The sequence below is a fragment of the Mesorhizobium sp. M0340 genome, assembly GCF_040321535.1.
GTDB lineage: Bacteria > Pseudomonadota > Alphaproteobacteria > Rhizobiales > Rhizobiaceae > Mesorhizobium.
On record NZ_JAMYRR010000001.1, the window covers coordinates 454244 to 467036 of the forward strand.

The following is a 12793-nucleotide window of genomic DNA, read 5'->3' on the forward strand; positions in this document are numbered from 1 at the left end:
ATGGTCGTCGGCATCGCGCACTACCTGACCGTATCGGCGATCCTGTTCACGCTCGGCGTGTTCGGTATCTTCCTGAACCGCAGGAACGTCATCGTCATCCTGATGTCGATCGAGCTGATCCTGCTTGCGGTCAACATCAATTTCGTCGCCTTTTCGGCGGCGCTCGGCGATTTGGTCGGCCAGGTGTTCGCACTGTTCGTGCTGACGGTCGCGGCGGCCGAAGCGGCGATCGGCCTCGCCATTCTCGTCGTCTTCTTCCGCAACCGCGGCTCGATCGCGGTCGAAGACGTGAACATGATGAAGGGTTGACGGAAACCACCATGTATCAGGCCATCGTCTTCCTTCCGCTGCTCGGCTTCCTGATCGTCGGCCTGTTCGGCACTTCGCTCGGCGCCAAGGCTTCCGAATACATCACCTCCGGCTTCCTGGTGATCGCCGCTGTGCTGTCGTGGGTTGCCTTCTTCTCGGTCGGCTTCGGCGGCGGCGAGGTGTTCACCGTGCCGGTACTGCGCTGGATCCAGTCAGGCGGCCTCGAAGCGTCGTGGGCGCTGCGGATCGATACGCTGACCGTGGTGATGCTGGTCGTCGTCAATACGGTGTCGGCGCTGGTCCATGTCTACTCGATCGGCTACATGCATCACGACCCGGACCGGCCGCGCTTCTTCGCCTATCTGTCGCTGTTTACCTTCGCCATGCTGATGCTGGTGACGGCCGACAACCTCGTGCAGATGTTCTTCGGCTGGGAAGGCGTCGGCCTTGCCTCCTATCTGCTGATCGGCTTCTGGTACAAGAAGCCGTCGGCCAATGCAGCTGCGATCAAGGCCTTCGTCGTCAACCGCGTCGGCGATTTCGGTTTTGCGCTCGGCATATTCGGCGTGTTCGTGCTGTTCGGCTCGGTCAATCTCGGCACCATTTTCGCCAATGCGGCGACGTTCATTCCAGCCGAAGGCGCGCCGCAAGGCGCGGCCGTACTGACCTTCCTCGGCTATGCGCTCGATAAGCAGGCCGCGATGACGGTCGTCTGCCTGCTCCTGTTCATGGGCGCGATGGGCAAGTCGGCGCAGGTGCCGCTGCACACCTGGCTGCCGGATGCCATGGAAGGCCCGACGCCGGTCTCCGCACTGATCCATGCGGCCACCATGGTGACGGCAGGCGTGTTCATGCTGGCGCGGCTGTCGCCGCTATTCGAGCTGTCGCATTCGGCACTGACGGTGGTCACCTTCATCGGCGCCTTCACCGCCTTCTTCGCGGCGACAGTCGGTCTTGTCCAGAACGACATCAAGCGCGTCATCGCCTATTCGACCTGTTCGCAGCTCGGCTACATGTTCGTGGCGCTCGGCGTCGGCGCCTATGGCGCGGCGATTTTCCATCTGTTCACCCACGCCTTCTTCAAGGCGCTGCTGTTCCTCGGCTCGGGCTCGGTCATCCACGCCGTCTCCGACGAGCAGGACATGCGCAAAATGGGTGGCCTAAGGACGCTGATCCCGACGACTTACTGGATGATGGTGATCGGCACGCTTGCGCTGACCGGTGTCGGCATTCCGGTAACGATCATCGGCACGGCCGGCTTCTTTTCCAAGGACGCCATCATCGAAGCGGCCTTCGCCGGCCACAATGCGGTCGCCGCGTTTGCCTTCATATTGCTGGTCATTGCTGCCTGCTTCACCTCCTTCTACTCCTGGCGGCTGATCTTCATGACCTTCCACGGCGAGCCGCGGGCCAGCCACGAGGTCATGCACCATGTCCATGAATCGCCGCCGGTCATGCTGGTGCCGCTGTTCATCCTGGCCGCGGGCGCGCTGTTCGCGGGGGTGATCTTCCACGGCGCCTTCATCGGCGAGGGCTATGCCGAATTCTGGAAGGCGTCGCTGTTCACGCTCCCGGACAACCATATCCTGCACGAAATCCACGAAGTGCCATTATGGGTCGAGCTGTCGCCGTTCATCGCCATGCTGATCGGCTTTGCGATAGCCTGGCAGTTCTATATTCGCGCGCCGGAAATGCCTCGGAGCGTCGCCGCCAACCATCGCCTGCTCTACGCCTTCCTGCTCAACAAATGGTATTTCGACGAGCTCTACGACTTCCTGTTCGTGCGGCCGGCAAAGCGCCTCGGCAGCTTCCTGTGGAAGACCGGCGACGGCACCGTCATCGACGGGCTCGGGCCGGACGGCATTTCGGCGCGCGTCGTCGACGTCACCAACCGGGTCGTCAAGCTGCAGACCGGCTATCTCTACCACTATGCCTTCGCCATGCTGATCGGCGTTGCCGCACTCGTCACCTGGATGATGCTCTGATGACCGCCTGGCCGATCCTATCGCTGGTCACCTTCCTGCCGCTGGTTGGTGTGCTGCTCATCCTTTTCGTGCGTGATGACAGCGAGAACGCGCGCCGCAACATCCGCGCCATCGCGCTTTTCACGACTGCGTTCACGTTTGTGATTTCGCTGTTTATCTGGACCGGCTTCGACAATTCGCAACCTGGCTTCCAGTTCGTCGAGAAGTTTGCCTGGCTGGATTCCGGCATCTCCTACCATATGGGCGTAGACGGCATCTCCATGCTGTTCGTCATCCTGACCACCTTCCTGATGCCGCTTTGCATTCTCGCCTCGTGGGAATCGATCGAGAAGCGCGTCAAAGCCTATATGATCGCCTTCCTGCTGCTCGAGACGCTGATGATCGGCGTGTTCTGTGCGCTGGACATCGTCTTGTTCTACGTCTTCTTCGAAGCCGGCCTGATCCCGATGTTCATCATCATCGGCGTGTGGGGCGGCAAGCGGCGCGTCTATGCCTCGTTCAAGTTCTTCCTCTACACCCTGGCCGGCTCGGTGCTGATGCTGCTCGCCATCATGGCGATGTTCTTCCAGTCCGGCACCACCGATATCCCGACGCTTCTGACGCATAATTTCCCGGCCAATATGCAGACCTGGCTATGGCTTGCCTTCTTCGCGTCCTTTGCGGTGAAGATGCCAATGTGGCCGGTGCATACCTGGCTGCCGGACGCGCATGTCGAAGCGCCGACGGCCGGCTCGGTGATTCTGGCCGCCATCCTGCTCAAGATGGGCGGGTACGGCTTCCTGCGTTTTTCGCTGCCGATGTTTCCGATCGCATCCGAAATGTTCGCGCCGCTGATCTTCACGCTTTCCGTTGTCGCCATCATCTACACCTCGCTGGTGGCGCTGATGCAGGAGGACATGAAGAAGCTGATCGCCTATTCGTCGGTCGCTCACATGGGCTTCGTTACCATGGGCATCTTCGCGATGAACCAGGAAGGCGTCCAGGGCTCGATCTTCCAGATGCTGTCGCACGGGCTGGTCTCCGGCGCGCTGTTCCTCTGCGTCGGCGTCGTTTACGACCGCATGCACACGCGCGACATTGACGCCTATGGCGGGTTGGTCAACAACATGCCGAAATATGCAACCGTGTTCATGATCTTCACCATGGCCAATGTCGGCCTGCCCGGCACCAGCGGCTTCGTCGGCGAGTTCCTGACCATGCTCGGCGTGTTCCGGGTCAACACCTGGGTGGCGTTCTTCGCCGCCACCGGCGTCATACTGTCGGCGGCCTATGCGCTCTGGCTCTACCGCAAGGTGATCTTCGGCGCACTGACCAAGGAAAGCCTGAAAGGTTTGCTCGACCTGTCGACGCGCGAAAAGGTGATCATCTATCCACTGGTCGCGCTGGTCATCTTCTTCGGCGTCTATCCGGCGCCGATCTTCGACGCGACGGCCGAATCGGTCAAGGCGCTCGTTACCAATGTCACCGCATCCATCGGCGCCGCGCAGACCGCGGCGGCGAACTGACTGGGGGTTTGCGAACCATGACGCCGGACCTTCTCTCCAGCCTGTCGCTCTCGACGCCAGAGCTGATCCTCGCCATCGGCGCCTTGGCGCTGTTGATGCTCGGCGCCTATTCTCGCGCCAACACCGCCGTCACGGTGAGCGGCCTTGCTGTTGCCGTGCTGGTGATCGCCGGCGCCTGGCTGATCTTTTCCCCGGGGCAGGGCAACGCCTATGGCGAAGCCTTCATCCAGGACCCATTCGCCCGCTTCATGAAGATGTTGGCGCTGATCGGCTCGGCGGTGACGCTGGTCATGTCGGTTCGCTTTGCCCAGGCGGAGCGTTTCGACAAGTTCGAATATCCGGTGCTGATCCTGCTCTGCACGCTCGGCATGATGCTGATGATCTCGGCCAACGGCATGATCGGGCTCTATCTCGGCCTCGAGCTGCAGTCGCTGGCGATCTACGTGCTGGCGGCGATCAACCGCGATAATCTGCGCTCGACCGAGGCCGGGCTGAAGTACTTCGTCCTTGGCGCGCTGTCGTCGGGCATGCTGCTTTACGGCATCTCGCTGGTCTACGGCTACACGGGCAACACGGGCTTCCAGGAGATCGCCGCGGCGCTCAGCGGCGGCGAGCGCCAGCTCGGCCTCGTCTTCGGCTTGGTCTTTGTGCTGGCCGGCCTTGCCTTCAAGATCTCGGCGGTGCCGTTCCATATGTGGACGCCCGACGTCTATGAGGGCGCGCCGACGCCGGTGACGGCCTTTCTGGCGGCGGCACCCAAAATGGCGGCGATGGCGCTGATGGTGCGCGTCACCATGGGCGCCTTCAAGCCGATCGCCACCGACTGGCAGCAGATCATCGTCTTCATCTCGATCGCCTCGATGGCGCTCGGCGCCTTCGCTGCCATCGGCCAGACCAACATCAAGCGGCTGATGGCCTATTCCTCCATCGGCCATATGGGTTATGCTCTGGTCGGCCTTGCCGCCAACAGCCAGGACGGCGTGCGCGGCGTCGCCATCTACATGCTGATCTATCTGGTGATGACGCTCGGCACCTTCGCCTTCATCCTGGCCATGCGGCGCAAGGAGGGCAATGTCGAGCAGATCAGCGATCTCGCCGGCCTGTCGGCGACCAACCCAATCATGGCGACGATCCTCACCATCATGATGTTCTCGCTGGCCGGTATCCCGCCGCTCGCCGGCTTCTGGGGGAAATGGTACGTGTTCCTCGCCGCCATCAATGCCAACCTCTACGCGCTGGCGATCATCGGCGTGCTGGCCTCTGTGGTGGGCGCCTATTATTATCTGCGCATCATCAAGATCATGTGGTTCGACGAACCGGTCGGCGGCTTCGTGCCGATGGCGACCGAACTGCGCGTCGTGCTCGGCGCCTGCGGCGCTTTCGTGCTGTTCTACGTGCTGATCGGCGGCCCGATCGGAACCTACGCAGCCGCCGCGGCCAAGACCTTCTTCTAACGGAATGACGTTCAGGCTGGCTCCAACCGCGGCTTCGGAAGGGTTCCGGCTCGAGGCGCACGATACGGTCGGCTCCACCAATGCGTTGGCGCTGGAGCACGCGCGGGCCGGCGATCCGGGCAAACTCTGGGTCGTCTCAAAAAAGCAGGAAGCGGGACGTGGCCGCCGCGGCCGCGCCTGGGCGACGCCCGAGGGCAATCTGGCGGCGACGCTGCTGGTGATCACCAACACCGAGCTTCGACTTGCCGCGACGCTCGGCTTCGTTGCCGGACTGGCGCTGGCCGACGCGCTCGACGCCGTCGTGCCGAAAGGCAGGATTGCGATCGGCCTCGATGGTGCGAGCCAGGGCAAGAACCGCTTCGAGTTGAAATGGCCGAACGACGTGCTTGCCTCGGGCGCCAAGCTCGCCGGCATCCTGCTGGAATCGGCGATGCTGGACGGCGACCGTTCGGCGGTGGCTGTTGGCATCGGCGTCAATGTGGTGGCTTATCCCAATGATTTGCCCTATCCAGCGACGTCGCTCAACGCGCTGGGGTCGGCTTGCGATGCCGAGACACTGTTTCTGGCGCTGTCGGATGCGTGGAGCGAGAATGCCCGGCTGTGGAACGAAGGGCGTGGGCTTGCCGCCGTCAGGCGGCGCTGGCTGGCGCGCGCGGCGGGGCTTGGCGGGCAGGTTGCTGTCAGAATTGACGGTAATGTGGTGCGCGGCACCTTCGAGACCATTGACGAAGACTGCCGTTTCGTGATCCGCGACGATGAAGGCTCGGTTCTGACGATCGCCGCCGGCGACGTGCATTTCGGCGCGGTCGCATCGGCCGTCGGTTGACTGGCCAATACGTTTGACTGGCCAGGTATTTGACCAGCTTGAATTTGACCGGCCGACAATTTTGATTGGCCGACAATTTTGACCGGCCCACAATTTGACCGGCCCACAATTTGACCGGCAAGGAAGGAAAGACCATGGCGACAGCGGAAAATGCCGAACTTGTCTTCGTGCCGCTCGGCGGTGTCGGCGAGATCGGCATGAACTTCGCCCTCTACGGCTATGGGCCGGCCAATGCGCGCGAATGGATCGTCGTCGACGTCGGCGTTACTTTTCCCGATGCAACCCTGCCCGGCGTCGACCTGGTACTGCCCGACACCCGCTTCATCGAGGAGAATGTCGCCAATCTGCGCGGCATCGTCATTACCCATGCACATGAGGACCACTACGGCGCGCTGCACGACATCTGGCCGAAGCTCAAGGCGCCGGTCTGGATGACGCCGTTCGGCGCCGGCCTGCTGGAAGCCAAGCGGCAGGGCGAGCAAGGGGCGCCGAAGATCCCGGTGACGATCTACCGGGCTGGCGAGAAATTCACCGTCGGTCCGTTCGAGATCGAGGCCATCCCCGTCGCGCACTCCATTCCCGAACCGATGTCGCTGGCGATCACCACGCCGGCCGGCGTCGTCATCCATACCGGCGACTGGAAGATCGATCCGGCGCCGACGGTGGGGCCGATGACCGACGAGGCACGCTTTCGTGCCTATGGCGACAAGGGCGTGCTGGCGTTGATCTGCGATTCCACCAACGCGCTGCGGGAAGGGGAATCACCGTCGGAAGTGGCGGTAGGCGAGGGCCTCAAGGGTGTCATCCAGAATGCCAAGGGCCGTGTCGCCGTCAGCAGCTTCTCCTCCAATGTCGGCCGCATCGTCTCGATCGCCAAGGCAGCGCGGGATGCCGGCCGCCAATGCCTGGTGCTTGGCCGCTCGATGAAGCGCGTCATCGATGTGGCTGATGAACTCGGTTATATGGACGGGTTGCCGGAATTCATCGCCGAGGAGGATTACGGCTTCATCCCGCGCGAAAACCTCGTCATCATCTGCACCGGAAGCCAAGGCGAGCCGCTTGCCGCACTTGCCAAGCTGTCGCGCGACGAGATGAAGTCGGTGGCGCTGACGGCCGGCGACACGGTGGTGTTTTCCTCGCGCACCATTCCCGGCAACGAGAAGGCGATCCTCGAAATCAAGAACCGCCTTATCGATCTCGGCATCAAGATCATCGAGGACGGCGATGCGCTGGTGCATGTCTCCGGCCATCCACGCCGCAGCGAATTGCGCAAGATGTATGAATGGGTGCGGCCGCAGATCGGCGTTCCCGTACATGGCGAGGCAGCGCATCTGGTGGCGCAGGGCTCGCTGATGTCGATGTCCGGCATCGGCCAGGTGGCGCAGGTGCGCGACGGCGACATGCTCAGGCTGTATCCGGGTGCCGCCGCCATCATCGACCAGGTTCCGTTCGGCCGCATCTACAAGGACGGAAGGCTGATCGGCAGCGATCAGGCGATGGGCATTCGCGACCGCCGCAGGCTGTCCTTTGCCGGCCATGTCGCCGTCAACGTGGTGCTCGACGACAAATACGAGCTTGCCGGCGATCCCGATCTCGTCGCCATCGGCGTCGCCGAGGCCGACGGCAGCGGCGAGAGCCTGGAAGACCTGATGATCGATGCGGCAATCGGCGCCGTGGACTCCATCCCCCGCCAGCGCCGAAAAGACCTCGACCTGGTCCAGGAGGCGGTGCGGCGCGCGGTGCGCGGCGCGGCCAACGAAGCCTGGGGCAAGAAGCCGCTGGTGACAGTGTTCGTCACAAGATGAGGGAGTAGGGGAGTAGGGCAGTAGGGGAGTAGGGAAGAACAGGTAGCTTGCACTCTCCAAACTTGTTTTCCCTACTCCCGTACTCCCCTATTCCCCTACTCCCCTAACCGGGAGCACTCTATGCTCGGACGCCTCAACCATGTCGCGCTTGCGGTGCCGGATCTGGCCGCGGCTGCGGCGGTCTATCGTGATACGCTTGGCGCGCGCGTAACCGCGCCGCAGGCGCTGCCGGAGCATGGCGTTACGGTGGTGTTCGTCGACGTCGGCAACACCAGGATCGAGTTGCTCGAGCCGCTAGGCGAAGCTTCGCCGATCGCCGCATTCCTCGAGAAGAATCCGTCCGGCGGCATGCACCATCTCTGCTACGAGGTGGACGACATTGTTGCGGCGCGCGACCGTCTCAAGGCCAGCGGCGCGCGCGTGCTGGGCGACGGCAAGCCGAAGACCGGCGCGCATGGCAAACCGGTATTGTTTCTGCACCCCAAGGATTTCTTCGGCACGCTGGTCGAACTGGAGCAAGCATGAGTTGGGTTTCGTTTGTCGCCCTGTTCTTCGCCACATGGTGGGTGGTGTTGTTCGCCGTGCTGCCGTTCAGCATGCGGACACAGGACGAGGACCGGGACGTGACGCTTGGCACGGTTCCGAGCGCACCGCGCGGACCGCATATGCTGCGCGCGGCGCTGCGCACGACAATCGCCACGCTGGTCCTCATGGGTATCTTCTACGGCATCACGAGAGGGCTTGGCCTCGGCATCGATGACATCCCGCACATCGTACCAGATTTCAACCAGAGCCCAGCGCATTAGCCGGCTACCTACCGTGTCCGGCTATCCCAGCCTAGCCGACGCCCTGAAATCAAGCTGAGCCAGCAAGGTCAACCCAAGTAAAGCCCCGGGGCGGGCTTGGGCTGACGCAACGTCATGTAGTTTGGTAATCTGTCGTGCTAACCAAATGATTGCACAAAAAAAATGCAAGGCGCGAGGCCTTGCAATTTAAACGCGTCCGATCTGTTTCCGGTGTCCGGCGGCAGCGAGTTACCGCGCCTAGATCGCATCCTCCCAAGACTTTGACCGCGTAGGAGGGCAGATTTTTCTCTACCCTCTCGGTTATGTGGGCACACTAGCCTAAGGCGGGTGAAAATGTCACGAAGAATTTTGCCCGGAAACAGGCAATCTCGTGCTGCAGTGCACAATAGTACGGCAGGCGTTGCTTGCGAAACGGCCAGCAAGCCGTGTGCGGCAATTGCGGCGCCTGTGCAGCGCCTGGGCCGGGTTTCCATTCCGCCATGAAATGGCTATGAAGCCGGGGCAAGCAAGCCTGTGCCGCGCCGATTCCGGCGCCGCCATCCTCTCTCACGGACCAGTTCATGCGTTTGTCGCGCTATTTCCTGCCCATCCTCAAAGAAAACCCGCGCGAGGCCGAGATTGTCTCGCATCGGCTGATGCTGCGTGCCGGCATGATCCGCCAGCAGGGGCAGGGCAGCTTTTCCTGGCTGCCGCTCGGCAAGCGGGTGCTGGACAAGGTCTGCCGGATTATCCGCGAGGAGCAGAATCGCGCCGGCGCGCTCGAAATCCTGATGCCGACCATCCAATCGGCCGAGCTGTGGCGCGAAAGTGGCCGCTATGAAGATTACGGCAAGGAGATGCTGCGCATCAAGGACCGGCAAGACCGCGATATGCTCTACGGGCCGACCAACGAGGAGATGGTCACCGAGATCTTCCGCTCCTATGTCAAGTCCTACAAGGACCTGCCGCTCAACCTCTATCACATCCAGTGGAAGTTTCGCGACGAGGTGCGCCCGCGCTTCGGTGTCATGCGTTCGCGCGAGTTCCTGATGAAGGACGCCTATTCCTTCGACCTCGATTATGAAGGCGCCAAGGCCGCCTATAACCGCATGTTCGTGTCCTATCTCAGGACGTTTACGCGCATGGGGCTTCAGGCTATCCCGATGCGCGCCGACACCGGGCCGATCGGCGGCGACCTCAGCCATGAGTTCATCATCCTGGCCGACACCGGCGAGAGCCAGGTGTTTTGCCACCGCGATTATCTTTCGCTGGCAGTGCCCGGCGCAGACACGGATTTTTCGAACGACGCCGAGATCGGCGCCATCGTCAAGACATGGACGACGCCCTATGCCGCCACCGACGAGATGCATGACGAGGCGGCATGGGAGAAGGTGCCCGCGAGCGACCGGGTCTCGGCGCGCGGCATCGAGGTTGGGCATATCTTCCATTTCGGCGACAAATATTCCAAGCCGATGGGCGCCAAGGTGACCGGCCCGGACGGCAAGGATCATTTCGTTTCTGGCGGTTCCTACGGCATCGGCCCGTCCAGGCTGGTCGCGGCGATCATCGAAGCCAGCCATGACGATAACGGCATCATCTGGCCGGAGGCGGTGGCGCCGTTCGATGTCGGCCTAATCAACATGAAGGCCGGCGATGCCGAATGCGACCGCGTCTGCGGCGAGCTGAATGCCGCCTTTGCCGCCGCGGGCAAGGAGGTGCTCTACGACGACACCGACCAGCGGCCGGGCGGCAAGTTCGCCACCGCCGATCTGATCGGGCTGCCGTGGCAGGTGATCGTCGGGCCGCGCGGCATCGCCGCCGGCGAGGTCGAAATCAAGAACCGCAGGACCGGCGAGCGCGAGACGCTGCCGATCGCGGACGTGAAGCAGCGTTTCGGTGCCGCCGCATGAACAAAGCGGCGGCAGCAAGACCATCGGGCGCCGGGCCTTTTTCCGGCTTCGAGCGCATGGTGGCGTGGCGCTATCTGCGGTCGCGTCGCAAGGAGACGGTGATCTCGGTCATCGCCTCGATCTCCTTCCTCGGCATCATGCTGGGCGTCGCCACGCTGATCGTCGTCATGGCGGTGATGAACGGCTTTCGCGCCGAACTGCTGACGCGCATCCTAGGCGTCAACGGGCACCTGATCGTGCAGCCGCTCGACATGCCGCTGGAGGACTATGCCCAGGTCGCCGGCCGCATCAACGGCGTGCCCGGCGTCAAATACGCCATCCCGCTGATCGACGGGCAGGTGCTGGCGCAAGGCAATGTCGGCGGCGGCACCGGCGCGCTGGTGCGCGGCATAAGCGGCGAGGATCTCGGCAAGATCACCATCGTCGCCAACAATATCAAGGAGGGCTCGATCGTCGGCTTCGACACCGGCGAAGGCGTCGCCATCGGCAGCCGCATGGCCGAGAATCTCGGCCTAGTGCTTGGCGATACGATCACGCTGATTTCGCCCGAGGGCGACATCACGCCGCTTGGCACGACGCCGCGCATGAAAGGCTATCCGGTCACCGCGATCTTCGAGGTCGGCATGTCGGAATATGACAGTTCCATCGTCTACATGCCGTTTTCGGAAGCGCAGCTTTATTTCAACATGGACGGCCGGGCGCAGACGATCGAGATCTATGCCGACAATCCCGACAATATCGACGCGCTGAAGCCGAAGGTCGAAGAGGCAGCGCAGCGGCCGATCAGCCTTGTCGATTGGCGGCAACGCAACAAGACGTTCTTCGACGCGCTGCAGGTCGAACGCAACGTCATGTTCATGATCCTGACCCTGATCGTGCTGGTGGCGGCGCTCAACATCATTTCGGGCCTGATCATGCTGGTCAAGGACAAGGGCCACGACATCGCCATCCTGCGCACCATGGGCGCGACGCGCAGCGCGATCCTGCGCATCTTCCTGATGACCGGGGCTGCGATCGGCGTTGTCGGCACCATCGCCGGCGTGCTGCTCGGCATCGTGATCTGCCTCAACGTCGAGCGCATCCGCCAGTTCTTCTCCTGGCTGGCCAACGAGCGGCTGTTCAATCCCGAGCTTTATTTCCTGAGCCAATTGCCGGCCCGCATGGATGCCGGCGAGACGATCTCCGTCGTTCTCATGGCGCTGGCGCTGTCGTTCCTGGCGACGCTGTTTCCAGCGTGGCGCGCGGCCAGGCTCGATCCGGTCGAAGCGCTGAGGTACGAGTGATGGCCGAAGCCATTATCGAGCTGAAGAGCGTCGAACGGCACTATGTGCAGGGACCGCGCAAGCTGACCATCCTGAACGGCGCCGATTTTTCGCTGAAGCGTGGCGAGATGGTGGCGCTTGTGGCGCCGTCGGGCACCGGCAAGTCGACGCTGCTACACACCGCCGGGCTGCTGGAGCGACCGGACGCCGGCGACGTGATCCTTGCGGGGCGCGCCTGCGGCCGGCTTTCCGACGACGAGCGCACGGCGATCCGCCGCAACGACGTCGGCTTCGTCTATCAGTTCCATCATTTGCTGCCTGAATTCTCGGCGCTGGAAAACATCATGATGCCGCAGCTGATAAAAGGGCTGCCGCGCAAGGAGGCGGCCGAGCGGGCGGCGCAATTGCTCGACTATATGCAGATCGGCAAGCGGGCACAGCATCGCCCCTCCGAGCTCTCCGGCGGCGAGCAGCAGCGGGTCGCCATTGCGCGTGCCGTCGCCAATGCGCCGCTGGTGCTTTTGGCCGACGAGCCGACCGGCAATCTCGACCCGGTGACTGCTTCCTATGTGTTCGAGGCGCTGGCAGCGCTGGTCCGGCAATCGGGCCTGGCGGCGCTGATCGCCACTCATAATCATGAGCTCGCCTCGCGCATGGATCGCCGCGTGACGCTGGCCGACGGCAAGGTCGTGCCGCTTTAGGGGTGCGCTGCTATTGAGGCGATGCCGGCCTGCGAGCTGCCGTGCGCCGTACCGCCGCTTTCGCGCGCCTGTTGGCCCGAAACGCTTGGCATCTCCCTCTCAACCCTTTCTTAACCCTGTCGAAATGACCGAGCGCAATTCCGGTGACGCCCGGACTGCGATCGTTGACATTCGAACAAAATTAGAACAAAATACGAACATACTAACAACAGGAGAGAGTTATGACCGATCTTGTTCAGGATGTCGTTTCG

The 12793-nt window shown here is 62.6% G+C and carries 11 protein-coding genes; all 11 read left to right on the top strand.

Annotated elements, in window-relative coordinates; translation table 11 throughout:
• The 11 genes from nuoK (at position 1) to NKI79_RS02370 (ending at position 12542) form a co-directional block, all read left to right on the top strand.
• Entirely contained in the window at positions 1–309 is a 309-nt protein-coding gene (gene nuoK / locus NKI79_RS02320; RefSeq protein ID WP_023676620.1) for an NADH-quinone oxidoreductase subunit NuoK, read from the top strand.
• An 11-nt stretch (positions 310–320) separates the two neighbouring features.
• Positions 321–2294: an NADH-quinone oxidoreductase subunit L gene (gene nuoL / locus NKI79_RS02325; RefSeq protein ID WP_254818111.1), complete on the top strand. Its 1974-nt coding sequence runs from the start codon at positions 321–323 to the stop codon at positions 2292–2294.
• Entirely contained in the window at positions 2294–3799 is a 1506-nt protein-coding gene (locus NKI79_RS02330; protein WP_352450009.1) for an NADH-quinone oxidoreductase subunit M, read from the top strand. The genes nuoL and NKI79_RS02330 overlap by 1 nt, the downstream gene beginning before the upstream one ends.
• A gap of 17 nt (positions 3800–3816) precedes the next feature.
• The gene (gene nuoN, locus NKI79_RS02335) at positions 3817–5253 is read left to right on the top strand and encodes an NADH-quinone oxidoreductase subunit NuoN (RefSeq protein ID WP_352799631.1); all 1437 of its coding nucleotides are present in this window, start codon (positions 3817–3819) and stop codon (positions 5251–5253) included.
• Between the two features lie 4 nt (positions 5254–5257).
• Positions 5258–6079, top strand: coding sequence for a biotin--[acetyl-CoA-carboxylase] ligase (locus NKI79_RS02340; RefSeq protein ID WP_352477556.1), 822 nt, complete (start codon positions 5258–5260; stop codon positions 6077–6079).
• Positions 6080–6213: 134 nt separating this feature from the next.
• A complete protein-coding gene (locus NKI79_RS02345) occupies positions 6214–7884 on the top strand; it encodes a ribonuclease J (protein ID WP_352799634.1) in 1671 nt (556 codons plus the stop codon).
• Between the two features lie 120 nt (positions 7885–8004).
• Positions 8005–8409: a methylmalonyl-CoA epimerase gene (gene mce / locus NKI79_RS02350; RefSeq protein WP_352477558.1), complete on the top strand. Its 405-nt coding sequence runs from the start codon at positions 8005–8007 to the stop codon at positions 8407–8409.
• Positions 8406–8690 carry a DUF1467 family protein gene (locus NKI79_RS02355; RefSeq protein ID WP_254818117.1) on the top strand — a complete coding sequence of 95 codons (285 nt, stop codon included), beginning with the start codon at positions 8406–8408 and terminating at the stop codon, positions 8688–8690. Before mce ends, NKI79_RS02355 begins: the two co-directional genes overlap by 4 nt.
• Positions 8691–9250: 560 nt before the next feature.
• The gene (gene proS, locus NKI79_RS02360) at positions 9251–10579 is read left to right on the top strand and encodes a proline--tRNA ligase (RefSeq protein ID WP_352477559.1); all 1329 of its coding nucleotides are present in this window, start codon (positions 9251–9253) and stop codon (positions 10577–10579) included.
• Positions 10576–11862, top strand: coding sequence for a lipoprotein-releasing ABC transporter permease subunit (locus tag NKI79_RS02365; protein WP_352799637.1), 1287 nt, complete (start codon positions 10576–10578; stop codon positions 11860–11862). The genes proS and NKI79_RS02365 overlap by 4 nt, the downstream gene beginning before the upstream one ends.
• On the top strand, positions 11859–12542 hold the full coding sequence (locus tag NKI79_RS02370; protein WP_254818120.1) for an ABC transporter ATP-binding protein: 684 nt from the start codon (positions 11859–11861) through the stop codon (positions 12540–12542). The genes NKI79_RS02365 and NKI79_RS02370 overlap by 4 nt, the downstream gene beginning before the upstream one ends.
• Positions 12543–12793: the final 251 nt, after the last annotated feature.

Coding starts and splice junctions, on each gene's coding strand:
- proS (WP_352477559.1), top strand. CDS start 9,251: ATGCGTTTGTCGCGCTATTTCCTGCCCATCCTCAAAGAAAACCCGCGC.
- nuoK (WP_023676620.1), top strand. CDS start 1: ATGGTCGTCGGCATCGCGCACTACCTGACCGTATCGGCGATCCTGTTC.
- NKI79_RS02355 (WP_254818117.1), top strand. CDS start 8,406: ATGAGTTGGGTTTCGTTTGTCGCCCTGTTCTTCGCCACATGGTGGGTG.
- nuoL (WP_254818111.1), top strand. CDS start 321: ATGTATCAGGCCATCGTCTTCCTTCCGCTGCTCGGCTTCCTGATCGTC.
- nuoN (WP_352799631.1), top strand. CDS start 3,817: ATGACGCCGGACCTTCTCTCCAGCCTGTCGCTCTCGACGCCAGAGCTG.
- NKI79_RS02345 (WP_352799634.1), top strand. CDS start 6,214: ATGGCGACAGCGGAAAATGCCGAACTTGTCTTCGTGCCGCTCGGCGGT.
- NKI79_RS02340 (WP_352477556.1), top strand. CDS start 5,258: ATGACGTTCAGGCTGGCTCCAACCGCGGCTTCGGAAGGGTTCCGGCTC.
- NKI79_RS02330 (WP_352450009.1), top strand. CDS start 2,294: ATGACCGCCTGGCCGATCCTATCGCTGGTCACCTTCCTGCCGCTGGTT.
- NKI79_RS02365 (WP_352799637.1), top strand. CDS start 10,576: ATGAACAAAGCGGCGGCAGCAAGACCATCGGGCGCCGGGCCTTTTTCC.
- mce (WP_352477558.1), top strand. CDS start 8,005: ATGCTCGGACGCCTCAACCATGTCGCGCTTGCGGTGCCGGATCTGGCC.